Source organism: Undibacterium sp. WLHG33, assembly GCF_049544815.1.
Taxonomy (GTDB): Bacteria; Pseudomonadota; Gammaproteobacteria; order Burkholderiales; family Burkholderiaceae_D; genus Undibacterium.
In genome coordinates this window covers 2,934,144-2,958,014 of the sequence record NZ_CP186697.1, presented here as the reverse complement: position 1 = coordinate 2,958,014, position 23,871 = coordinate 2,934,144, and the positions used below count along the sequence as shown (strand labels likewise).

Sequence of the window (23,871 nt, the reverse complement as noted above, 5' to 3'; positions counted from 1 at the left end):
CGGGATGATGGAGAGATGATGAAAAACGCGTTTATTTGCGATGCAGTACGTACCCCGTTTGGCCGCTATGGTGGTGCTTTGTCAGGTGTCAGAACAGATGATCTGGCAGCGCTGCCGATTAAGGCGCTGATCAATCGCCACCCGTCTCTGGACTGGGGCAGGGTGGATGATGTGATCTACGGCTGCGCTAATCAGGCCGGCGAAGACAACCGCAATGTCGCACGTATGGCGAGCTTGTTAGCGGGCTTACCGGTGGAAGTGCCAGGCAGCACGATCAACCGTTTATGCGGTTCCAGTCTGGATGCGCTGGGTGTGGCAGCGAATGCATTAAAGAGCGATAGTTGTGACCTGATGATCGCCGGCGGCGTCGAAAGTATGTCGCGCGCGCCTTTCGTGATGGGTAAGGCCGACAGTGCCTTTTCGCGTGCAGCGAAAATAGAAGATACCACCATAGGCTGGCGTTTCATCAATCCCTTGATGAAGTCCCTGTATGGTGTTGATTCCATGCCGGAAACCGCAGAAAACGTCGCGGAAGAATTCGGCATTTCACGTAACGATCAGGATATGTTTGCGCTGTCGAGCCAGCTGCGCACAGCACAGGCACAGAAAAATGGCATATTTGAAGAAGAAATTATTCCGGTCACCTTGCAACAACGTAAAGGCGATCCCCTTATTTTCAGTCAGGATGAACATCCGCGTGTGACCAGCCTGGAGGCATTGGCAAAACTGAAAGGTGTGGTGCGTATAGATGGCTCTGTCACCGCGGGAAATGCTTCCGGTGTGAACGATGGCGCTTGTGCATTGTTACTGGCTTCGGATACAGGAATTACGCAATTCGGCCTGACACCTAAAGCGCGCATCATTGCAGTAGCGTCTGCCGGGGTAGCACCGCGCATCATGGGGTTTGGCCCGGCGCCGGCAATCCGGAAAGTGCTGGCAAAAGCAAATCTCTCATTGGACCAGATGGATGTGATTGAACTGAATGAAGCATTTGCAGCACAGGCGCTGGCAGTCACACGTGATCTGGGTTTGCCGGATAACGCGGCGCACGTCAATCCTAATGGCGGCGCAATTGCATTAGGTCACCCTTTAGGGGCATCTGGTGCACGTCTGGTAACGACCGCAATGTATCAGCTACACCGTACTAAGGGACGCTACGCTTTATGCAGTATGTGCATCGGTGTCGGACAAGGCATCGCCATGATCATAGAACGCGTCTAAGACTCAAGATCACTTCGACATTCAAAGGTAATGTATGCCCATCGCCCACGTCAACGGCACTGACATTTTTTATGTCACCCAAGGTAATCCATCTCATCCAGCCATTGTGTTTTCCAACTCGCTGGGTACCGATCACAGCATGTGGCAGGCGCAGGCTGATGCGTTGAGTAAAGCGTTTCATGTTATTCGTTATGACACACGCGGTCACGGAAAATCCGCCAGCCCGGCCGGCCCGTATCAGTTGGAGCAACTGGGACGAGATGTCATCGCTCTGCTTGATTTTTTACACATCGATCAAGCTCATTTCTGCGGTTTGTCTATGGGTGGCGTCACTGGTCAATTGCTGGGGATCAACGCTGGCACCCGCATCAATAGTCTGGTGCTGGCAAACACAGCAGCCAAAGTCGGTAACAGTGAAGCCTGGCTCAGTCGCGCCGCAGCGGTGCGTGCGAATGGTCTGCAAAGTCTTGCCGATACAGCCGCCTCACGCTGGTTCAGCCCTGCATTCATAGAACAACAATCGGCTGCCGTGACAGCGCTGTCAGATCATCTGGCAGGGGAGAGCGCAGAAGGCTATGCGAGCTGTTGTGAAGCGCTGGCTGATGCCGATTTACGCGACCAGATCAGCGCGATCGCCAATACTACTATGATCGTCGCTGGTGAATATGACCCTGTAACGACAGTAGCTGATGCTACTTTTATGCAGCAAAAAATCCCTCACTCACATACCGTGGTGCTAGCCGCATCACACATCTCGAACATCGAAGCCGAACAAGCCTTTACCAAGGCGCTGCTTAGCTTTCTTCGCATTTCTTAAAGGTCAGAGTATCCCTCTGGTTATCTAAAGAAAACCAACTGATCTGAACCGCTATTACCCATAGCGGGAGGTCTGTTACACCCAAAATTTAAAAATAATGAATAAATAAATCTGGAGACTTGAATCATGAAACAAACAGATGTTCATAAAATCATCGATGAGGCGAAATTTAATCGCTTTCACTGGGTATTGTTATTCTGGTGTGCCCTGGTCATCATTTTTGACGGTTACGACCTGGTCATTTACGGCGTAGTCTTACCCAAGCTGATGGCGGACTGGAACCTGACGCCGATGCAGGCTGGGACGATGGGCAGCTATGCATTGTTCGGTATGATGTTCGGAGCCATGTTCTTTGGCCCGTTATCAGACAAAATAGGACGAAAAAAAGTCATCGCCATTTGCGTCGTGCTGTTCAGTCTGTTCACCTTCATTAATGGCTTTGCCAGCAATGTCAGTGAATTCGCCATTTGCCGTTTTATCGCCGGCCTGGGGATTGGCTATCTGACGCCGAATCAATTTGCAGACAGTTTTTTAACCGCGGACTCTAAATTGGTTTCGTACTAATTTGGGGAGCAGGTCACATGTTCTGGATCTCATTTTTCATGTGTCTGTTGATGGTGTATGCACTTGGTTCATGGCTTCCCAAACTGATGAATAAAGCTGGTTACCCGATAGGATCAAGTCTGATGTTCCTGATGGTTTTGAACATAGGTGCGATTGTTGGTGCAGTCGGCGGAGGCTGGCTGGCAGATAAATTTCCTCCGCGTCGCGTGCTGTCACTGTTCTTCATCATCGCAGCATGCTCGATCAGTCTGCTGGGAATAAAAAGTAATACGCTGACACTGAATCTGCTGGTTGCAATCGCAGGAGCGACGACGATAGGATCACAAATTTTGCTGTACGCCTTCGTCGCCCAATACTATCCCTTGCGTATCCGTTCCACTGGCATCGGCTGGGCATCCGGCGTGGGCAGAAGCGGGGCGATTTTAGGGCCGATTCTGGGTGGTATCTTACTAAGTATGAACTTACCGCTGGAATTTAACTTCTACATGTTTGCGATACCAGGTGCAATCGCCTGCATCGCCATATCGATGGCCGGTAAAAATAATTCCAGCCATGTTGTAGAACAAGTGCTGAACTCTGCCTCCAATCCCAAAGTCATTCCTGAAAAATCGGTCTGACGGATCAGATAAAAATTATCTGCGAAACACTGTATCCCGTACACAAATAATAAGGGGGTGCAGTGTTTTTGACATCAATAGCTAATAATTATAATAACAATAATTTCATCGCTGCTGAGAGAGATTTAATTTAACATAATATAAATTATGCGAATAAAAGGTTACTTTAAATTTCTGGCGAAAACATCAAGTTATTAACCCAATGAATAATCGATATCTGAAAATGTGATTGTTCATATTTGCTGCGATGCAGTAAAGTTACTCCCGTCTCCTCCAATACCACCAAGGTTTGGATTTAAGCCCGCCTTATGCGGGCTATTTTTTTGCCTGCGATCTTTATTCAGAGAAATGGCAAAAACCAAAGCTTCACCACCGATAGAGATGAAAATCTCACATAGCTAGTGTTGTTTTTGTTTTGTCAGCGCAGTTTCTATCAGATCAATTTCATGTACCAACTGGCGATGCAATACGTCATCCAGTTGCCGGTTTAAACGTAATTGATAAAGTTGATCACGCTCTGCGCGTAATGCTTCAATTCGCATTTGTCGCTCTATATCTAACTCACGAATATGATGCGATGTTCCGCTCCGTCTTAATCCATGCGCTAAACGGCGTCGGTATAATTCAATGACGTGCATTGCGGCCTCCATCTGCACCAGACTTTCCGGCTGATCATCGGGAATCCGCCGATACAAATCTTCAACACGCCTGATTGCGGCCGACGCGGCAGCATTACGAGCAATCGTTTCCTTATTAATCTGAACCGCAGGTTCAGAAAATTCAAAGCCGGCAGCGAGAACCGGCAATGCCATACTGGCAACTATCAACGAAAGCAAAATAACGCCCATTGCCAGGAAAATCACCAGGTCGCGGGCGGGAAACTCCTTTCCGTCCAACATGGTCAGCGGCAATGTCAGGATACCCGCCAGCGTAATTGCACCGCGCACTCCGGCAAATGCAGTGACCAGTAATAATCTAGGAAACGACTTTTTATCTACGACATTACCTTTTCTGCCAAATAATGTCAGCTTCAAAGAAGCCCAAACCCATAGTAACCGCAAGGCAGTCAGCGCAAAAGTGATACAAACGATATAGGCGGTTAAATGTGCAAGGCTCGCTATTCCTGTATCGATCGCAATCTCTTCTATGCTTTCGAGTATTCGGGGTAATTGCAGGCCCAACAGCATAAACATGATGCCATTTAAAATCATCTGCACGGTATCCCACACCGTACGTCTTTGCATCCGTGTTGCCGCCAGCGTATGTCCTGTCAGATCGGAGTAATGCATCGTGACTCCTGCTGTCACTGCAGCAAGAATTCCTGAGACATTGAGATGCTCAGCAGCCAGATAGGCAGCAAACGGGATCAGCAAACTGATCATAATCTGGACACCGGGTTCTTCACCAGTTTGTCGTATCAGCCAGCGATTTGCCAGATTGATCACATAGGTGAGAACAACCCCTATCAAAGCACCGCCACCGGCAACCAATACAAAAGTCCAGGATGCTTTTACCAGAGAAAAACTGCCGGTCAGCGCTGCTAAAACGGCAAAACGGAAGCAAACAAGTCCAGAAGCATCATTTAACAATGATTCTCCCTCAAGAATGTGCATCAGTCTTGGTGGTATAGGCGTTTTCGACGCAATCGCGGAAACAGCGACAGGATCTGTCGGGGATAAGATTGCTGCAAGCGCAAACGCAACAGGTAGAGGAATTGCCGGAATCAGCCAGTCGATCAGAAACCCTACACCGACCACCGTCACAATAACCAGTCCGATAGCCAGCATCAGTATCGGTTTCATATCCAGAAAAAATGCCTCTTTGGGAATACGCCAGCCATCCAGAAATAATAGGGGTGGGATGAACAAAAGAAAGAAGATAGATGGATCCAGAGAAACATCAAACGGGGAAAATGAGGCTATGATGGCGCCAGTGGCAATCTGGATCAGCGGTAACGGCAATGCTACGGGAGACAATCTGACAATAAAGCCGCTTACAGTAACAGCAAGCAGCAAAATCAAAACCATTGTAATTATTTGCATCGTTCAACCGGAAAAATTGCCTCCCAGACCAGGACAGCATCCCGGTCATCATAGCAGAAGAGCGACTGTCATTTGCGGGTGATAACAGCAATTACGGCAATTTATTGACGCAATTTACAAGCTGAAAGAGGCAAAGCAATGAGGAACGTCAAATATAGCGCTGCCAGATCAATTCCATTCGCAACCGTTATTGCGCAGACTTGTTTTTTGTTCGCAATAAACTCTGCATGGCGTTTTCTTTAAACTGATCGGCATCTTCAATATACCCCTGCACGGTACCATCAAAGCGCCATCCGCCCTGTCGTTTAATGTCCCTGAAACTCGCACCCGCGCGGTAAGCGCTGGTAGCCATACCACGACGCAGGCTGTGACTACTGAATTCCGGCACATAATCCAGACCCGCTGCCGCAGCACATTCAGCGAGTATTTTATTCACGCTGTTAGGATGCAACGCCTGCTCTCCTATACGTTTCCATTGATCTATCCGCCTGAAGATTGCTCCGGTATCGATGCCCGAAACCTTGAGCCATCGCTGTAACGCAGTCGCAGGACAACAACTGTCATCACCATAAGGAATTGCTTTCAGCACTCCCTCCCCGGCCTGATCTGTCTTGGAGCGCGGCAGCAAAAGGGAGACTCCCTCAGACTCCCATTTCACGTACTCACATTGCAAGCTCACCAATTCCGAACGTCGGAAACCGCCAAAAAAGGCGATCTGTAGCAACGCACTGTTACGTATTGCTTTTATATCAGGCTGAGATGACAGATAACGCACAATGCGCTCCAGATCTTCGATAAGTAACGCCCTCGCCTTTTTTTTGGGCTTTGCATGAACCCGCATAATACCAGTCAGGATTTTTCTGACATTGGGGGACGCGCAAGGATCAGAAAAACCCTGATGTTGATGCCACTGAGATAAGGCAGTAAGACGCAAAGATAATGTGCGAGGATTCAGAGACCCTGCATGCTCTGCCAGATAGCGTATAAGACCGGTTTCATCAGCCGGCAACAGTCCGCCCCACGCTAAAAAATGTCTGATCGCCGACCGATACGCGCGGCGCGTATTTTCTGAAGTAGCCGCAGCTAAGAATGCTTCAACTTGCTGCTGAGAGACTGGCGAAAGCACACGGGGAAGAGTTAACGCCAGCGTTTCAGGCTCATTGCTGTCTGAAGTGTAATTTTCACTCGTTAACCGATTTTTCGTTATTGGAGCCGGATTCATATTTCGTAACAGAGGATAAGAGAAACGTATTTTTGATCGAAAATAACATTCGATAATATACATTATCGATACTTATAAATTAAAAAATAAAAATAAATAAATTCAATTTTTATCGTAATATTACGTAATACGTAATTTATTATTTTATTGAGGTAATCTATGGCCAGATCTGGAATTCTTTATTCTGATGTTGCGCGAGCCGCTAATGAGCTCGCAGCCAAAGGACAATCGATAACCGTCGATAACGTACGAAAAATGATGGGAGACACGGGCAGCAAAAGTACGATCGCGCCGATGCTTAAACAGTGGAAAGAGGAACATCATAATGAGGTGCAGGCAGCAGGTGCCGGGTTGCCAGAATCGATCCTGAATGCAGTGCGAGGTGTTTACACGCTAATGCAAAGTGACCTCGAGCAGGAAATCGCAGCAATGACAGCAAAACATAATGAGCTGATTTGCGCAGCAAAAAATCAGCAGGAAACACTGGCCAAAGAAATACAGTCACTGACTACCAGCAAAGCCGCATTAGAAGGGCAGCTTGCAGCCAATAATGCAAAATTGCAATCAACCGAAGAGGCATATCTATCTTTACAACTTAAACTCGGGAGCCTGCAAAGCGAAAAGGATGGCCTATCGCTACGACTTGCAGACAGAACTCAGGAAGTCAAAGAGCTAAAGCAAAAAAATGAGGCAATACAGCACCAATTCGAACATTTCCAGACGGCGACAGCCAATCAACGCTCCGAAGACAGGAAGGCTTATCAAAGCCGCCTCACACAAATGGAAAACGAGCTGCAGCTCGCCAGAAAAACTAATCAGGCACTGGAAAATACGCAGGCAAAGCAAGAAGCAGAGATTCAGCAATTAGTATTAATTAATACTGAAATTGCCAATAATGCACAGAAGCGCAAAGAAGATCTCGAAGCGATTCAAATCAAACTATATCAGGCGGAATTTTTATGTCAGGAATTAAAACAAGAAAACTTTGATCTCAAAAAAGATCTCACAGAATGTCAGCTTGAGTCTCAGCGTCTGATCACATCTACTGCAGTATCGGAAAAATTACAAGAAATGCTGAACGATCAGTTGAAACAGTCTGAAATGAAAGTAAAGCAAATTGAAGAAGAGAAACAGGAGTTAATATCAGAGCTGATTAATGTCAAAATAAAACAGGAATCAATTAAAGAGAGCCAGGATGCGCAATCAGTGCGAGAAAATTACAGGAAATAAGATACGAAAGACTACCAGCCAGATATGCCGGACTATTGACACTGAGCGTGCGATCCCCAAATCACTTAATTAAGGTCAATAGGCTTACCTCTGCTACGACGAAGAATCATTGTGCAGTCGGTGATATTGATATATATTCTCATTATCATTTAGAGTCACTTCACATCTATCACCGTCTGGTTCACCATGAGCAGTTCGTCCGTAACCCCCTCCCCTATCACACTGGATCACCTGCGTGTTGGCGATACTGCCATCGTGACCGATCTGTTTCAGCCATCGCAGAACAATCTGATTCCCGCCACGGATATTACACGTCGTCTGAAAGAGCTGGGTTTCGTTCATGGCGAAAAGATTAAGATATTACACAAAGGTTACTTTGGTGGTGAACCAATTGCTGTTCGCGTTGGAGAATCCACTTTTGCACTCCGGAATTTCGAAGCAAGCCTGATAGGCGTCAGCAAAATGGAAGCAGCGCAATGACGAATCAATTAAAGCCACATCGTATTGCATTAGTGGGCAATCCGAATTGCGGTAAAACGGCTCTGTTTAACCGGCTTACCGGTGCCAGACAAAAAGTAGCAAACTATGCGGGTGTGACTATAGAACGCAAAGAAGGTCATTTCACTGCGCCAAACGGTCGCTACTGGAGTGTTCTGGATCTTCCCGGTACCTACAGTCTGAATGCGATCACACCAGATGAAAAAATTACGGAAGAAGTTGTCAAAGGCCAGCGTTCCGGCGAAGTACTGCCCGATGCAGTTCTGTGTGTTGTCGATGCAACCAACCTTAAGCGTGGTCTACGGCTTGCTTTTGAGCTTAAGAATCTGGGCTTACCACTGATACTCGCAGTCAATATGATGGACCTGGCGAAAAAACGTCAGATCCACATTGATATCAATGCGCTTGCTACAGCACTGAATATCCCTGTCGTTGAGACTATAGCCGTTGACACCGAAGGCGTAGACGCCCTGCTTCGTCAATTGGAAACACTTGCTCAGTATTTAGACACAGCAAATACAGTCCCGAGTTCTGAGGCAGTTGCGACACTGTTACCGGAAGAAGTTCAACAAGCCGTTAATGTTTTGGTCGCAGAATGCGTGCAGCAAATAAAAAATATCGGCAATGAGGAAGCGCCGCTCAGCTATCGTATCGACCGCTGGATATTGCATCCGTTTTTTGGTCCACTGATTTTTGCCAGCCTGATGTTTCTGGTATTTCAGGCAGTGTTTGCCTGGGCGCAATTACCAATGGAATTAATTAAATCAACAATGGAAGGTCTGGGTAGTCTGGTTGAATCTTCTTTACCGGCAGGAATGCTGCAAGAATTGCTGGTTAAAGGAGTCATCGGTGGCGCTGGCAGTGTTCTGGTCTTTCTGCCACAGATTGTTATTCTGTTTTTCTTTATTCTTGTGATGGAAGACTCAGGATATCTGCCACGCGCAGCGTTCTTACTCGACAGGGTAATGGGAAAAGTCGGCTTATCCGGTCGTGCTTTCATTCCTTTATTATCGAGTTTTGCATGCGCAATCCCGGGCATCATGGCGACCCGCACGATACAAAATCCACGCGATCGTCTGGTGACTATCATGATCGCGCCCTTAATGACATGTTCTGCGCGTCTACCAGTTTATGCGCTGATTATCGCAGCGTTTATCCCTGAAAAAACAGTATTCGGCGTATTAAGCCTGCAAGGTTTGGTCTTATTCAGCTTGTATATTGCAGGCATTTTCTCCGCCATGCTCGTCGCTCTGTTTTTTAAATATCAATGGGGCAAAGCAGGACTGCATTCGCTCATGCTCGAGTTACCTGATTATCGCCTGCCGAACGCACGGAATTTATTGTTAGGTCTGTGGGAGCGGGTAAAAATCTTTACTACCCGCGTCGGCACCATCATTCTGGCACTGATGATTTTATTGTGGTTTCTCAGCAGCTTCCCCGGCGCTCCTGAAAATGCAACTCAACCACCGATTTATTACAGCATAGCTGGTCACCTCGGACGTTTGCTTGAATTCATTTTTGCCCCCATCGGATTTAACTGGCAAATTTGTATCGCGCTGGTTCCCGGGCTTGCGGCACGTGAAGTGGCCGTTGCAGCGCTTGGAACCGTCTATTCACTGTCGCAATCTGGTGACGATCTGAACAGTATGCTGGAACCGCTTATCGCGCAGTCGTGGAGTCTGCCCACCGCTTTATCCTTGCTAGCCTGGTATGTGTTCGCTCCGCAGTGCATCGCAACGCTGAGTGTGGTAAAGCGTGAAACGAATACCTTGCGCTATCCGTTGCTGATGGCGGCATATCTATTTGGCCTCGCCTATATCGCATCTTTTATTACCTACCGCGTGGCACTCTATTTTACGGGGGCATAATCATGACACAAACGGCAATCACTTTTCTGATTTTATTCGGTGCATCTGTTTATCTTCTGTTGAAATGGATGCCCGCGTCTGTCAGAAAAAAAATACAGTTTAAACTGAATAAGCGCCATCCGAAATTAGCAAGTCATTTTGAAGTAGCGGTGAAAAACTGCGCCAGCTCTTGCTCTTCATCGTGTAATAGTTGCGATGAAACATCGCAACCCACACAATTGAGCCAGCACTCTAAACCTGTCATTCCCATCCATAAAATCTGACATTATCTCGTTCACTCAGCGTTACGCTTAACCAATACCTGTGGCATCGGAAGCAAGTGTGTTGTATGCTTTTGCTCAGTTCCAGTTAGTACTTCTGGTGTAAAAATGATTTGGGGCCGATGCTCAATATGTTGAACAGTATTTACGATAAAACAGAAAAAGGGCGCGAGGAAATCGCTACCCGCAAACATCACCTTGCAAACCGTCTTCGCACCCTACTTGTCATGGTGGACGGAAAACAAACTGCGACGGAGTTATTAAAAAAAGTATCCGCGTTAGGATTTGATGAAAATAATATACAAGAATTGTTAGATCAGGAATTGATCACCGCGGTCAGCAAAAGTGGCGAAATCATCGAAGCTGCCGCGCCTGAAATCAATCTTGTCAGCGAATTACCTCCGGCGGCGGCCGTTGCAGTCGAAGAAATGAGTGAATCCGAACAGTTTCGCGAGGTCTACACTTTCTTCAACGAAACGATTAAAAGTGTGCTCGGATTACGCGGCTTCACCTTACAGATGAAGGTAGAACGAGCAAGCACCTTGGACGATTTCAAGAAATTACGCCAGCCTTATCTGGAAGCCGTAATGAAGTCAAAAGGCAGAGAAATGGCGCGCAGCCTGCGGGACAGACTTGATTACCTGCTGTACAAAGGAGAACAGGCTCAGCAAAATGACACACTATTGCGCGATAGCGCAATTAATTTCAGCAAGTAACCAGTGAAATAAAAAAAGCCGGGACAGCCCGGCTTTTTTATTGTGGCGAATATATCGGTCAAAGAATTATTCAATGCCCTGGCTACTCAGATACTCTTCGTAAGTACCGTGGAAATCGATAATCTCATTTTCCTTGATTTCCAGTACTCTGGTCGCCAGCGAGGACACAAATTCGCGGTCATGCGATACGAAAATCAGCGTACCTGCGTATTTTTCCAGAGCAATGTTCAATGACTCAATCGACTCCATATCCATGTGATTCGTCGGTTCATCCATGAGCAAGACATTGTGACGGCCCAGCATCAGCTTGCCATACATCATCCGGCCTTTCTCCCCCCCCGACAAAACTTTCACTGATTTCTTTACATCGTCACCGCCGAACAGCAACCGTCCGAGAATAGAACGCACGGCCTGGTCATCGTCGCCCTCTTGGGTCCATTGACCCATCCAGTCGGTCAGATTTTTATCCGACGCAAATTCTTCGGTAGGATCTTGAGGCATGTAGCCAACATTTGCATTTTCTGCCCATTTGACCATGCCATGATCCGCATGCAAACCGGTGATTTCCTGACCACCGATACAACGTAACAAGGTCGTTTTACCGATACCGTTGGCACCGATAATCGCAACTCGCTCACCTGCTTCTATCGTCAGATCAACATTCTTAAACAAAGTACGATCGTAAGCTTTCGTCAGTCCCTGGACTTCTACTGCCAGACGATGCAACTTTTTCTCACCATCAAAACGCACGAAAGGATTCTGGCGACTGGACGGTTTAAATTCTTCAATTTTAATTTTATCGATTTGCTTCGCGCGGGAAGTCGCCTGACGCGCCTTCGATTTATTCGCAGAGAAGCGGCGGACGAAGTCTTGCAATTCAGCGACTTTCTCTTTCGCCTTGGCATTATTTGCCATTTGCTGCGCACGCGCCTGCGACGATGCCAGCATGTAGTCATCGTAATTGCCTGGATAAATTTTCAGCGTTCCATAGTCCATATCTGCCATGTGGGTACAGACCTGATTCAGGAAATGGCGATCATGCGAAATAATGATCATGGTTGAATTACGCTGATTCAGAATGTCTTCCAGCCAGCGGATCGTATTGATATCCAGATTATTGGTCGGTTCATCAAGCAACAAAATATCAGGATTAGAAAACAAGGCTTGTGCCAGTAAAACGCGCAGCTTCCAGCCCGGCGCAACCGCACTCATCAGCCCCTGATGCTGCTCTGTAGGAATACCAACCCCCAACAACAACTCTCCAGCACGCGCTTCCGCTGTGTAACCGTCGTATTCGGCAAATTTAGCTTCCAGATCGGCCGCCTTCATGTAGTCTTCATCGGTCGCTTCCGGATTCGCATAGATCGCGTCGCGCTCAGACATTGCCGCCCACATTTCGGTATGCCCCATCATCACGACATCCAGAACGCGCATTTCTTCAAACGCAAACTGATCCTGACGTAATTTACCCAAGCGTTCGTTCTGGTCCAGCATCACAGTACCGGAAGACTGTTCCAGATCACCGCCGAGGATTTTCATGAATGTAGATTTGCCACAACCGTTGGCACCAATGAGACCGTAACGATTGCCCTCGCCAAATTTGACTGAGATATTTTCAAACAGCGGCTTAGGGCCAAACTGCATGGTGATATTTGCGGTAGATAGCACGGAAAAACCTTTTGCAAAAATGAATAATTAACCGTCGATTATACCATCCGACGTTTACCACCAGACATCCGGCAACATGAACAAATCAGAGAATACGATATCCAACAGACATTAAGGCGATACAAGAAATAAAATCAGACGGAATCGAGCAGATAAAATGCTGATATACAAATGAAAATTGCTGATTTACTCGATTGATTTTTGACTAAATTATCAATAACATGAGCCCGGACTGAAATACCTCCCTCATCCATTGCGGTAAAAAATAAGGTGCACTCTAGTGAAACTGAAACCACCTCCCATACATACCATCATCGCAAGCTCTTTCATTATCTTAGTTTTTTTACTAGGCTTTCCCACCTATTTCTACATCACAAAAATCCATACAGATCAGTTAATTAACGATCGCGGAATCATGTTACGCACTCTGGCTAAGGGAACGGCAACTGTGCTTGCAAAAAATATGAGAGAACGTCGTCGCGAAGTGGAACTGCTGGCACAAACTCCGCTGTTCGTCCGCGCACCTCTGGATAGTAAAGACTTTGACGCCAGCCTCGGCCGCCTTCATCAGTCATACGCTTATTACTCATGGATAGGACTGGTCGATATCCATGGCCAGGTGCTGCATGCAACTAATAACAATCTGGTCGGAGAAAATGTCAGTAGTCGCCCGTGGTTTCAGCATTCACAACAGGGAACCTACGTCGGAGATCTACATGAAGCCGCACTGCTTGCGGGACTGTTGCGCAATAAAATTCACGAATGGCCTATCCGTTTCATTGATTTTGCTGCTCCGGTTTATGATCAGAAAGGACAGTTACGCGCTGTGTTGGGCGCTCATGCGCATTGGCGCTGGACATCAGACGCAATCAATGAGGTCATGCCGGATGATGCCAGCCAAAGGAAAATTGAAATATTTATCGTCAATAGCAATAACGAGATCATTTATCCTGACCACCCAGAAAAACTGCCCGGCTCCCCTGTTGTTCCCCAAAAATACAAAACAAACAGTTTCGGCTTTCATGAATGGGGCAGCAATGAATACTACCTGACCACCGTCGCTGCCGTCAGTGAGCCGGTGGCCGATAACAAGTGGCCACTGAACTGGAAAGTGATGGTCAGACAACCGCGCGATCAGGTCTTATCGGAAGTCAATAAGCTCCAGAGAATCGTCACGCTGATCGTGGCGGCTGCGGCAGTCGTCTTTATTTTCCTGGCATGGATGCTTGGTGACTATATCAGTCGTCCGATTATTCAACTATCAAAGTTAGCGAAAAAAGTGTCTGATGGCGGTGAGAAAATACTTTTCAATGTTTCTGCCAATAGTAAGGAACTGAAAGAATTAAACTCTGCCATGGAAGATATGGCAGCTACGCTGCTGGCACGTAAGCATGCCTTGGAAGATGCCAACAAAGATTTACAGTCAACCGTGGCAGAAAGAACGGCAGAACTGGAAGCGGCCAATCAGGAGCTCAGTCAACTCGCCCGGCGCGATGCACTGACGGGACTATCTAACCGTCTGGCAGCAAACGAGCGACTTCTGCATGAGTTTCACCGTATGATGCGCAACCAGGAACAATATGCGGTGCTGATGATGGACATCGATTTTTTCAAAAAAGTGAATGACACATATGGTCATGCCACAGGTGACGCAGTCCTGACACACGTCGCCAACCAAATCCAGACATCACTGCGCAAAACTGATTTTGCAGGCCGGGTCGGCGGTGAAGAATTTCTGATTATTCTGCCCAAGACAAATCTGGAAAATGCGATCAGCATTGCTGAGAAAATTCGGCAGAATATAAAAACGTCTCATGTTGATCCTGTCGGGCACATCAGCGTCAGTATCGGCGTTGCGATGGCAGCACCGGAGCAGGAATCCGCTCAGACTGCTGTAGATCAGGCGGATAAGGGCCTGTATGCAGCAAAGCAGGCGGGCCGGGACCGGGTGGTTTCAGTATAAACTATAAAAAAGCGCAACCCGAAGTTGCGCTTTGAAAGAACTGACACGAATGTGATTCAAACTCATGTCTTAGTTAGCTACGATCACCGGCGGATTCAGTTAAACGTTTTCCCCTCTTCTGCCAGTTTGAGCAGCAATGGCGCCGGTTTCCACGCATCGCCATGACGGCCCTTCGCATATTTTTCCATCGCCCGTACCACATTCGGCAAGCCAACTGTATCCGCATAGAACATAGGGCCGCCGGTATGTAATGGGAAACCATAACCAGTCAGATACACCATATCGATGTCAGAAGCCCGTGTTGCGATGCCTTCTTCAAGAATGTATGCAGCCTCATTCACCAGCGAATAAATCAGGCGCTCAACGATTTCCTGATCGGAAATTTTGCGACGCTCGATACCCAGATCAGCAGAATGTTTGACGATCATGTCATTCACCACGGCAGATGGATAAGCCTTGCGATCACCAGGTTTGTAGTCATACCAGCCAGCGCCGGTTTTCTGACCAAAGCGGCCCATTTCACACAACAAATCTGCTGTTTTTGAATACGTGATGTGTGGCTTTTCCACGTAGCGACGTTTGCGGATATACCAGCCGATATCGTTCCCCGCCAAGTCACCCATGCGGAAAGGTCCCATTGCAAAACCGAGCTTTTCAACAGCTTTATCAACTTGTTCCGGCGTGCAGCCTTCTTCCAGTAAAAATCCTGCCTGACGGCTGTATTGCTCGATCATACGATTGCCGATGAAGCCGTCGCACACACCAGAAACCACGCCTGTTTTCTTGATTTTTTTAGAAATCGCCAGTACCGTTGCCAGCACATCTTTCGCCGTTTTTTTGCCGCGTACAATTTCCAGTAACTTCATGACATTGGCCGGGCTGAAGAAATGCGTACCCACCACGTCTTGCGGACGCTTGGTGAAGTCAGCAATTTTATCGACATCAAGCGTTGATGTGTTGGACGCCAGAATCGCACCCTGCTTCATGACTTCATCGAGCTTTTTAAAGACTTGCTCTTTAACGCCCATATCCTCAAAAACGGCCTCGATAACCATGTCCGCCTGAGCAATCGCCTCATAGGACAAAGTGCCTGTGATTAAGGCAACGCGCTGGTCAAATTTCTCTTGCGTCAACTTGCCTTTTTTCAGCGTGTTTTCGTAATTTTTGCGTATCGTTGCCAAACCTTTGTCCAGCGCTTCCTGTTTCATTTCAAGAATCTGTACAGGAATTCCCGCATTGGCAAAGTTCATCGCAATACCGCCGCCCATGGTGCCGGCGCCGATCACTGCGACCGATTTTACCGGGCGAGTCGGCGTGTCATCAGGGACGTCCGGCAACTTGCTGGCAGCGCGCTCACCGAAGAAAGCATGACGCAGCGCTTTAGATTCTGTTGTCTGTACCAGTTCAAGGAATAAGTCACGCTCAAATTTAATACCGTCATCGAACTTTTTCGTTACCGCAGCGGCAACCGCTTCGACGCATTTCAATGGCGCAGGGAATGGGCCTGACATTGCGCGTACGGTATTGCGGGAAAATTGCAGGAAGGCTTCGTAGTTCGGGTAATCGATTTTGATGTCGCGTACTTTAGGCAGCGGACGCACATCCGCCACTTTGTTCGCAAATGCGGTTGCTGCGGCCATCAGATCGCCTTCAGCAAGCTCATTGAACAGCGCTGTTTTCGCGAGTTTTTCTGAAGCGACCGGCGTTCCAGAAACGATCATATTCAAGGCCAGTTCCAGCCCGACGACGCGTGGCAAACGTTGTGTGCCGCCTGCACCAGGTAAAATGCCAAGCTTCACTTCTGGCAACGCAATCTGTGCGCCGGGGCTGGCAACGCGATAGTGGCAACCCAAAGCCAATTCCAAACCGCCGCCCATGGCAACGCTGTGTATTGCTGCGATCACCGGTTTGTCTGAAGATTCGATGACGCTGATCACCGTATGCAGGCTGGGCTCAGCAAATGCTTTGGGAGAATTAAATTCTTTGATATCTGCGCCGCCGGAAAATGCTTTGCCGGCACCGGTGATGATGATGGCTTTGACCGCATCGTTATTCTGCGCCTGCTTCATACCTTCGACGATCGCGTGGCGGGTCGCATGCCCCAGACCATTGACCGGTGGATTGTTCAGGGTAATAACGGCAATGCTGCCGTCAACTTTGTATTCTGCGCTCATGTCTCTTCCTAAGGTTGAAATACGAATGGAATTGGTTTTTCTAAATGAATCAAATCTGGTGGGCGAATTCAAACAAAACACTCACAAACTTGACTATAACTTAAAAATAGTACGGTCGTGTTATTTTTATTGATTTTCTTTTTTCGCCATTCAACAGACCGATTACACCTCCAGCCATTCTTGCCTGATTTTGTCGTTGGCAAGCAAATCTTCGGGCGTACCTTCAAACACAATACTGCCATGTCCCATGACATAGACCCGCTGCGAAATCTGCAGTGCAATCGCTAATTTTTGCTCGACCAGCAACACTGAAACTCCCCGGTTTTTCAGCTCTTTCAGATACTCAGCCACCAGTTCAACGATCTTCGGCGCCAGACCTTCGGTTGGTTCATCAATCATAATGAGATCAGGATCGCCCATCAGTGTCCGGCACAAGGTCAGCATTTGTTGTTCACCGCCAGACATCACACCGGCCAGGGTATTACGCCTTTCGCGTAAGCGTGGAAACATCTGGTACATATCTTCCATTTCCCAGCGCGGCTTCGTTTTGGTATTCGATTTTTCGCCTAGCAGCAAATTCTGCTCTACCGTCAGCGTGGGGAAAATATCGCGGTTTTCCGGCACGTAGCCCAGGCCTTTGTGCGCAATCTGAAAGGCTTTCATACCTATCATCTGCTCGCCTTTGAATAAGACAGATCCGGTTGCATGAACTTGTCCCATTGCTGCTTTAACCGTAGTCGAACGCCCTACGCCGTTACGGCCGAGCAAACTGACGATCTCGCTATCCTTGACATGCAGATCCACACCATGCAGTACATGGCTTTTGCCATAAAAAGCGTTTAAATCTTTAATTTCGAGCAGCGCACTCATGCGTGTTCCTCCGTCGGGGCGTGACCGCCGAGATAAGCGTCTTTGACTTTTTGATTATTGCGTATATTTTGTGGCGTATCGCAGGCAATCACCTCACCATAGACGACCACCGCAATTTTATCGGCGAGGCCAAATACGACGCTCATATCATGCTCGACCATCAATAAAGTTTTACCTTCCGTGACCTTGCGTATCAGTTCGACGGCAGCGTCTGATTCAGAACGACTCATCCCCGCAGTCGGCTCATCCAACAAAATCACGTCGGCACCACCAGCAATCGTAATACCGATCTCCAGCGCCCTTTGTTCGGCATAAGTGAGCAAGCCAGCAGTGACATCACGCCGCCGTTTTAAGCCTATCTGCTCCAGCACATGCTCTGCACGTTCCTGAGCATCTTTCAGGCCGTTCAGCCTTTGCCAGAACGAATACTTATAGCCCAGCGACCACAAAACTGCACAGCGTAAATTTTCAAAGACAGTGAGTCGGTGGAAAATATTCGTAATCTGAAAGCTGCGCGACAAACCACTGCGGTTAATCTCGTAGGGCTTCAGATTACGTATGCTATTGCCATTCAGGAGAATGTCACCCGAACTGATACCGAATCGTCCTGAAATCAGATTAAATAAGGTTGATTTTCCGGCACCGTTAGGGCCGATAATGGCAAATCGTTCCCCTTTCGGCACCTGCAGATTGGCACCACGGATAATCTCAGCGCTGCCGAAACTTTTCCGGACGTCTTTTAATTCCAGCGAAAAACCACTCATACCTGCGCCCTCCGCATAGCGTCTTCTATTTCTGTATTAACCTCACCCCATACTTTTTGGAAAGGCGCTTTAAACAGGACAAAACCAGCAATGCCTGCCCCTAAAGTCAGTAAAGCAATTGCCCACGAACCGCCACTGGCAGAATTAAATGCCATGCCAAAGATGGAAATCACGGGATTTTGTGTCGATTCCAGCGACAGTTGGTACAGCATCTCTATAACCAGCACCAGACCAGCAATACCGATCAGCGATGACAGCAGCAATTTCCATAATACCGGCCAGATACGACCGAATTTGGAAAATTTCACCACGCGTAAATTCATCATCAGAATGCTGGCAATGCCGCCTGGCGCATACATCACGATCAGGATAAAAAATATACCCAGATATAACTGCCATGCTTTTGTGAAATCAGACAGCATCACAGTTAAAAACACGCCAATAACAGCACCAATCAGTGGACCAAAGAAAAAGCCGATACCGCCGATGAAAGTGAACAACAATACCGCACCGGAACGAACGGCACTGACATTTTCAGCCGTTACAATTTCAAAATTGATTGCAGATAAACCACCCGAAATACCCGCAAAAAATGCAGACAGAATCAGCGTCAGATAACGTACCCATTGCGTGTCATAGCCAACAAACTCAGCTCGTTCAGGATTATCACGGACGGCATTAATCATGCGCCCGAGCGGTGTTTGCGTGAAAGCAAACATCGCGACTGCACTGACAAATAGCCAGAAAGCAATCAGATAATAGACCTGAATTTGTGGACCATAAGTAATGCCCATGAAAGCCTGTCCTATCACCCGATTGGTTGAGATTCCACCCTCACCACCAAAGAACTTAGGAAACATCAGCGAACATGCAAAGACCAGCTCTACCATCCCCAGTGTGATCATAGAAAAAGTCGTACCCGATTTTTTAGTCGTCACATAGCCAAATAAAATGCCGAACCCCATTCCCGCAATTCCACCGACCAGTGGAATCATCGTAACGGGAATCGGCAGGCTGCCATCACTCGCCATATTCATCGCATGAATGGCAAAAAAGGCACCCAGTCCGGAATAGACTGCATGACCAAACGACAGCATACCGCCCTGCCCCAGCAGCATGTTGAAAGACAGGCCGAAGATCATCAGCGTCCCCATCTGTGACAACAAAGACAGGACTGCACCTTCATGAAAAATCAGCGGAGCGACAACCAGAATCAGAGCAAAGCTACTCCAGGTCAGCCAGCGACCTAAATTCAAGGGCTTATATTGTAAAGTTGTAGGCATTTTTATCCCTCACGTGTGCCGAGCAGACCGCGTGGTCGGAAGATCAGAATCAAGACCAGCAACAGATATGGCATTACCGGAGCGATCTGCGCAATCGTCAGACTCAGCAGAGAATAGACAGGAGAAGTGGCACTGATCAGCACACCAAACTTAGCAAGTAAGGTCGCAAGCGAATGATCAAGCGCAACAGCAAATGTCTGCAGCACACCGATCAGTAACGACGCCACAAAAGCACCTGCCAGCGATCCCATCCCACCGACAACGACGACCACGAAAATGATGCTGCCGAGCGTGGCTGCCATACCTGGCTCGGTCACAAATGCATTACCACCGACAACGCCGGCAAGACCTGCGAGCGCACAACCACCACCAAATACAAGCATGAAAACGCGCGGCACATTATGTCCCAGCGCCTCCACCGCATCAGGGTGTGTCAATGCAGCCTGAATCACGAGACCAATCCTGGTTCTGGTGAGTAACAGGTAAATAAACAGCAGCATGAGCAAGGCGACCAGCATCATAAAACCGCGATAAATCGGGAAGGTGGTGGTATAAAGAGTGAACAGCGGGCCATCCAGAGACGCAGGAATAGCATAAGGAACAACAGACCGCCCCCATATCAGCTGCACTACTTCCACAATCACATAGGACAAACCGAAAGTGAACAGCAATTCCGGTATGTGTCCGTATTTATGGACGGAACGCAAGCCATAACGCTCGACCAGCGCGCCAAGTATCCCAACCAGTAAAGGTGCGATAAAAAAAGCTGTCCAGAATCCAAATTTAGAGCTCAGCATGTAGGCGAAATAGGCGCCCAGCATATAAAAACTGGCATGCGCAAAGTTGAGCACGCCCATCATGCTGAAAATCAGTGTCAGGCCGGATGACAGCATGAACAACAGCAGTCCATAACTGATCCCATTCAACAAAGTAATAAGGGTAAATTCCACAGCAACGTCCCTTTCAGCGACATCTTATGAACGATCGTACTATTTTGTGACAAAAAAAGAGAGTCAATTGCGGCATGACTCTCTTTTCAGATTAAAAATTAACCTGGTCGCTTCATTTGGCAAGACGAAGGCTGGGAAGCAACAAACGCATCAATCTTCTGATTTGTTTTCCAGCCCAGTCCTGTATTTTCCTGATCGTACTTCACATCTTTACCATTCACTTTTACCCAGGTAGCGATGTACAACGGTTGCTGCAACTGATGGTCAACCTTACGCATCACTGCGTCACCGTTGAGGCTTTTAAAGGTTGCGCCTTCGAGAGCGACTGCAACCTTTGCCGGCTCAACGCTCTTCGCCTGTTTTACCGCTTGCGACATGGCAAGGATGATGGAATACGTCGCCATAGAATAGTAATCGTCTTTATATTTCGCTTTAAATCCTTCGACGATGTCTTTACCAGCGTAGGTTTCGTTATTGACGTTCCAATAGCCGACGTATTTCACGTGGTCGATACCTGCGGCGCCCATGGCGGTCGGCACACCGGTAGTGGAACCATAGTAGGTGTAGAAATTCGCTTTCAGATCAGCATCTTTGGCAGCCTTCACCAACAAGGCCAGATCCGCGCCCCAGTTTCCTGTGATGACGGTATCTGCACCGGAGGCTTTGATTTTGGCGATGTAAGGAGAAAAATCCTTGACCTGACCGATAGGATGAAGATCGTCACCGACGATCTGTACATCCGGGCGCTTGCGTGCCAGATACTCTTTCGCGGCTCTTGTCACCTGATGGCCGAAAGAATAATTCTGTCCGATGATATAAACCTTTTTGACAGTCTTATCTGCGGCCATATAGGTCGTCAGTGCTTCCATTTTCATATCGGAGTTCGCATCGAAACGGAAGTGCCAGTAACTGCACTTGCTGTTCGTCATATCCGGATCGACAGCCGCGTGATTCAGATAAATGATTTCCTTACCCGGATTACGCTCATTGTATTTATTGACCGCATCCAGCAATGCCAGGCCGACACCTGAACCATTACCCTGCGTGATATAGCGGAAACCTTTATCGATCGCGGTTTTCAATACATTCAGCGATTCCTGCGGGCTGCCTTTATTGTCAAAGCCAACAACTTCAAAGGTATTATTGCCAGCCCATTTTTCAGCGTTTGCCTTATCAGCGATGTACTGAAAAGAATTCAGAATATTTTGCCCGACCGGAGCAAATGGACCGGATAAGGGGTCGATGTAGGCAATTTTAATATTTTCTGCCATTGACACAGGCGAAGTTAATGCGAATGCAACTGCGATGAAAGATGCGCGTAATGGGAATTTCATTTGTCTCTCTCCGTTTTTTAGGAATGGAAATTTTTACCCTGCTGACTTCTCTTACGCTGGCTGCCTCATTGAAATGTTTTGTATGAGAGGCAGCCAGATTAATGCAATCTGATGCGATCTATTATGCTGTCGGTAGTTTGTGCTCCTTAAATTGTTCTCTCAGTTTGTTTTTCAAAATTTTACCGGTTGCTCCTAATGGCAATGCATCGATAAATGCGACGTCGTCCGGCAGCCACCACTTGGCAACCTTACCTTCAAAGAATTTTAAAAGTTCTTCTTTCGTTACTTCTGCGCCCGCTTTTTTCACTACCAGCAGTAAAGGACGCTCATCCCATTTAGGATGGAAAATGCCGATACACGCTGCCTGCATCACCGCCGGATGAGAAACAGCAACGTTTTCCAGATCGATCGTACCTATCCACTCTCCGCCAGATTTAATCACGTCTTTACTACGATCGGTGATCTGCATAAAGCCATCGGCATCTATCGTGGCAACGTCACCGGTCGGGAACCAACCATCCTCCAGCACTTCGCCACCTTCATTTTTATAATACGAATTGATAATCCACGGACCTTTGACCAACAGGTTGCCGTAGGTTTTGCCATCCCACGGCAACTCTTTGCCATCATCACCGACAATTTTCATATCGACACCATACAACACATGTCCCTGCTTGGTCAGCACAGCTTCTTTTTCCGGCTCACTCAGCTCCATATGCTTGGTCAGCAAAGAACAAGCTGTTCCCAGTGGCGACATTTCTGTCATACCCCAGGCATGCACAACGTCCACATGGTAGTTGTGACGGAATGCATGCATCATCGCCGGAGGACAGGCAGAACCACCAATGACAGTACGTCTGAACGTCGAGAACTTCAGCTTATTTTGCTCTACGTAATTCAGCAAACCTAACCATACCGTCGGAACACCGGCAGAGAATGTGACTTTTTCCTCTTCGAACAATTCATACAGTGATTTGCCATCCAGATGCGGGCCAGGGAAAACCAGTTTTGCACCGGTCAACGGTGCGGAATATGGCAGCCCCCATGCATTCACATGGAACATAGGAACCACAGGAACGATAGAATCCCGCGCAGAAACATTCAGACCGTCCGGCATCGCCGATGCATACGAGTGCAGAATGGTGGAACGATGAGAATATAAGGCACCTTTAGGATGACCTGTAGTGCCCGATGTGTAGCACAGGCTGGACGCAGAATTTTCATCAAATAGCGGCCAGACAAAATCGTCCGTGTTCGCGTTTATCAACTCTTCATAGCACAATAGATTCGGCACCCCGCTGTCTTGCGGCATGTGTTCACGCCCGCACATCATGATGAAGCCTTTTACCGTAGGGCAATGTGCTGCAATCGCTTTGATGATAGGTAAAAACGTGATGTCAAACATCAGATACTGATCTTCAGCATGATTGACGATATAAGTGATTTGATCAGGATGCAGACGGGGGTTGATCGTGTGTAGAACGGCACCTGAACCGGATACTGCATAGTAAGCCTCGAGATGACGGTAGCCGTTCCATGCCAGCGTCGCAATTCTGTCGCCGATTTTGATACCGAACCCAGCTAAGGCATTTGCTAGCTTTTTCGAGCGGCGGTGGCATTCTGTGTAGTTGTAACGATGAGTATCACCTTCTACTCGGCGAGAAACAATCTCGCTTTGTCCGAAATACCGATCCGCGTGCTCGATAATGCTTGAGATAAGCATAGGCTTTTCCATCATTTGGCCCATGACCGGACTCTTAGGGTACGCTGACATTTGTTCTCCTCTGGTTAACTGCTAAGTGATTGAATT

At 47.7% G+C, this 23,871-nt stretch carries 17 protein-coding genes and 1 pseudogene; 8 read left to right on the top strand and 10 right to left on the bottom strand.

Features of this window, described 5'->3' with window-relative positions; genetic code table 11:
- Positions 1 to 18 precede the first annotated feature (18 nt).
- From pcaF to ACOTSW_RS13405, 3 genes and pseudogenes are all read left to right on the top strand, one after another.
- Positions 19 to 1,221: a 3-oxoadipyl-CoA thiolase gene (gene pcaF / locus ACOTSW_RS13415; RefSeq protein WP_423679572.1), complete on the top strand. Its 1,203-nt coding sequence runs from the start codon at positions 19 to 21 to the stop codon at positions 1,219 to 1,221.
- 34 nt (positions 1,222 to 1,255) lie between these two features.
- Positions 1,256 to 2,038, top strand: coding sequence for a 3-oxoadipate enol-lactonase (gene pcaD / locus ACOTSW_RS13410; protein ID WP_423679571.1), 783 nt, complete (start codon positions 1,256 to 1,258; stop codon positions 2,036 to 2,038).
- A 126-nt stretch (positions 2,039 to 2,164) separates the two neighbouring features.
- Positions 2,165 to 3,219 (top strand): annotated as a pseudogene (locus tag ACOTSW_RS13405) (MFS transporter).
- Between the two features lie 398 nt (positions 3,220 to 3,617).
- Here ACOTSW_RS13405 and ACOTSW_RS13400 read toward each other — a convergent pair.
- Positions 3,618 to 5,261, bottom strand: a complete 1,644-nt coding sequence (locus ACOTSW_RS13400; RefSeq protein ID WP_423679570.1) for a Na+/H+ antiporter — start codon at positions 5,259 to 5,261, stop codon at positions 3,618 to 3,620.
- Between the two features lie 187 nt (positions 5,262 to 5,448).
- Positions 5,449 to 6,387 (bottom strand): tyrosine-type recombinase/integrase, encoded by a 939-nt coding sequence (locus tag ACOTSW_RS13395; protein WP_423679569.1) that lies wholly within the window; start codon positions 6,385 to 6,387, stop codon positions 5,449 to 5,451.
- Between the two features lie 255 nt (positions 6,388 to 6,642).
- Between ACOTSW_RS13395 and ACOTSW_RS13390 the strand changes: the two genes are divergently transcribed.
- The 4 genes from ACOTSW_RS13390 (at position 6,643) to ACOTSW_RS13375 (ending at position 11,055) form a co-directional block, all read left to right on the top strand.
- A complete protein-coding gene (locus ACOTSW_RS13390) occupies positions 6,643 to 7,713 on the top strand; it encodes a DNA-binding protein (RefSeq protein WP_423679568.1) in 1,071 nt (356 codons plus the stop codon).
- 186 nt (positions 7,714 to 7,899) lie between these two features.
- Positions 7,900 to 8,193, top strand: a complete 294-nt coding sequence (locus ACOTSW_RS13385) for a FeoA family protein (RefSeq protein WP_423679567.1) — start codon at positions 7,900 to 7,902, stop codon at positions 8,191 to 8,193.
- Positions 8,190 to 10,079: a ferrous iron transporter B gene (feoB, locus tag ACOTSW_RS13380; protein WP_423679566.1), complete on the top strand. Its 1,890-nt coding sequence runs from the start codon at positions 8,190 to 8,192 to the stop codon at positions 10,077 to 10,079. Before ACOTSW_RS13385 ends, feoB begins: the two co-directional genes overlap by 4 nt.
- A 391-nt stretch (positions 10,080 to 10,470) precedes the next feature.
- The gene (locus ACOTSW_RS13375; protein ID WP_423679565.1) at positions 10,471 to 11,055 is read left to right on the top strand and encodes a hypothetical protein; all 585 of its coding nucleotides are present in this window, start codon (positions 10,471 to 10,473) and stop codon (positions 11,053 to 11,055) included.
- 66 nt (positions 11,056 to 11,121) lie between these two features.
- On the opposite strand, the gene ACOTSW_RS13370 is transcribed toward ACOTSW_RS13375, so the two are convergent.
- Positions 11,122 to 12,723 carry an ABC-F family ATPase gene (locus ACOTSW_RS13370; RefSeq protein ID WP_423679564.1) on the bottom strand — a complete coding sequence of 534 codons (1,602 nt, stop codon included), beginning with the start codon at positions 12,721 to 12,723 and terminating at the stop codon, positions 11,122 to 11,124.
- A 415-nt stretch (positions 12,724 to 13,138) separates the two neighbouring features.
- On the opposite strand from ACOTSW_RS13370, the gene ACOTSW_RS13365 reads away from it, so the two are divergent.
- On the top strand, positions 13,139 to 14,686 hold the full coding sequence (locus ACOTSW_RS13365; RefSeq protein ID WP_423679563.1) for a diguanylate cyclase: 1,548 nt from the start codon (positions 13,139 to 13,141) through the stop codon (positions 14,684 to 14,686).
- A 95-nt stretch (positions 14,687 to 14,781) separates the two neighbouring features.
- Here ACOTSW_RS13365 and ACOTSW_RS13360 read toward each other — a convergent pair whose 3' ends face one another.
- From ACOTSW_RS13360 to ACOTSW_RS13330, 7 genes are all read right to left on the bottom strand, one after another.
- Positions 14,782 to 16,860 (bottom strand): 3-hydroxyacyl-CoA dehydrogenase NAD-binding domain-containing protein, encoded by a 2,079-nt coding sequence (locus ACOTSW_RS13360; protein ID WP_423679562.1) that lies wholly within the window; start codon positions 16,858 to 16,860, stop codon positions 14,782 to 14,784.
- Between the two features lie 162 nt (positions 16,861 to 17,022).
- Positions 17,023 to 17,730: an ABC transporter ATP-binding protein gene (locus ACOTSW_RS13355; protein WP_423679561.1), complete on the bottom strand. Its 708-nt coding sequence runs from the start codon at positions 17,728 to 17,730 to the stop codon at positions 17,023 to 17,025.
- Positions 17,727 to 18,494, bottom strand: coding sequence for an ABC transporter ATP-binding protein (locus ACOTSW_RS13350; protein WP_186883393.1), 768 nt, complete (start codon positions 18,492 to 18,494; stop codon positions 17,727 to 17,729). The genes ACOTSW_RS13355 and ACOTSW_RS13350 overlap by 4 nt, the downstream gene beginning before the upstream one ends.
- Entirely contained in the window at positions 18,491 to 19,777 is a 1,287-nt protein-coding gene (locus ACOTSW_RS13345; protein ID WP_423679560.1) for a branched-chain amino acid ABC transporter permease, read from the bottom strand. The genes ACOTSW_RS13350 and ACOTSW_RS13345 overlap by 4 nt, the downstream gene beginning before the upstream one ends.
- Before the next feature lie 2 nt (positions 19,778 to 19,779).
- On the bottom strand, positions 19,780 to 20,727 hold the full coding sequence (locus ACOTSW_RS13340; RefSeq protein ID WP_423679559.1) for a branched-chain amino acid ABC transporter permease: 948 nt from the start codon (positions 20,725 to 20,727) through the stop codon (positions 19,780 to 19,782).
- Positions 20,728 to 20,825: 98 nt separating this feature from the next.
- Entirely contained in the window at positions 20,826 to 22,061 is a 1,236-nt protein-coding gene (locus ACOTSW_RS13335) for a branched-chain amino acid ABC transporter substrate-binding protein (protein ID WP_423679558.1), read from the bottom strand.
- A 121-nt stretch (positions 22,062 to 22,182) separates the two neighbouring features.
- A complete protein-coding gene (locus ACOTSW_RS13330; protein ID WP_423679557.1) occupies positions 22,183 to 23,835 on the bottom strand; it encodes a 3-(methylthio)propionyl-CoA ligase in 1,653 nt (550 codons plus the stop codon).
- Positions 23,836 to 23,871 lie beyond the last annotated feature (36 nt).

Bases quoted from the DNA above. Each gene is read 5' to 3' on its own strand.
- ACOTSW_RS13385 (WP_423679567.1), top strand. From the start codon at position 7,900: ATGAGCAGTTCGTCCGTAACCCCCTCCCCTATCACACTGGATCACCTG.
- ACOTSW_RS13345 (WP_423679560.1), bottom strand. From the start codon at position 19,777: ATGCCTACAACTTTACAATATAAGCCCTTGAATTTAGGTCGCTGGCTG.
- ACOTSW_RS13330 (WP_423679557.1), bottom strand. From the start codon at position 23,835: ATGTCAGCGTACCCTAAGAGTCCGGTCATGGGCCAAATGATGGAAAAG.
- feoB (WP_423679566.1), top strand. From the start codon at position 8,190: ATGACGAATCAATTAAAGCCACATCGTATTGCATTAGTGGGCAATCCG.
- ACOTSW_RS13375 (WP_423679565.1), top strand. From the start codon at position 10,471: ATGTTGAACAGTATTTACGATAAAACAGAAAAAGGGCGCGAGGAAATC.
- pcaF (WP_423679572.1), top strand. From the start codon at position 19: ATGAAAAACGCGTTTATTTGCGATGCAGTACGTACCCCGTTTGGCCGC.
- ACOTSW_RS13365 (WP_423679563.1), top strand. From the start codon at position 13,139: ATGTTACGCACTCTGGCTAAGGGAACGGCAACTGTGCTTGCAAAAAAT.
- ACOTSW_RS13350 (WP_186883393.1), bottom strand. From the start codon at position 18,494: ATGAGTGGTTTTTCGCTGGAATTAAAAGACGTCCGGAAAAGTTTCGGC.
- ACOTSW_RS13355 (WP_423679561.1), bottom strand. From the start codon at position 17,730: ATGAGTGCGCTGCTCGAAATTAAAGATTTAAACGCTTTTTATGGCAAA.
- ACOTSW_RS13400 (WP_423679570.1), bottom strand. From the start codon at position 5,261: ATGCAAATAATTACAATGGTTTTGATTTTGCTGCTTGCTGTTACTGTA.
- ACOTSW_RS13335 (WP_423679558.1), bottom strand. From the start codon at position 22,061: ATGAAATTCCCATTACGCGCATCTTTCATCGCAGTTGCATTCGCATTA.
- ACOTSW_RS13390 (WP_423679568.1), top strand. From the start codon at position 6,643: ATGGCCAGATCTGGAATTCTTTATTCTGATGTTGCGCGAGCCGCTAAT.
- pcaD (WP_423679571.1), top strand. From the start codon at position 1,256: ATGCCCATCGCCCACGTCAACGGCACTGACATTTTTTATGTCACCCAA.
- ACOTSW_RS13360 (WP_423679562.1), bottom strand. From the start codon at position 16,860: ATGAGCGCAGAATACAAAGTTGACGGCAGCATTGCCGTTATTACCCTG.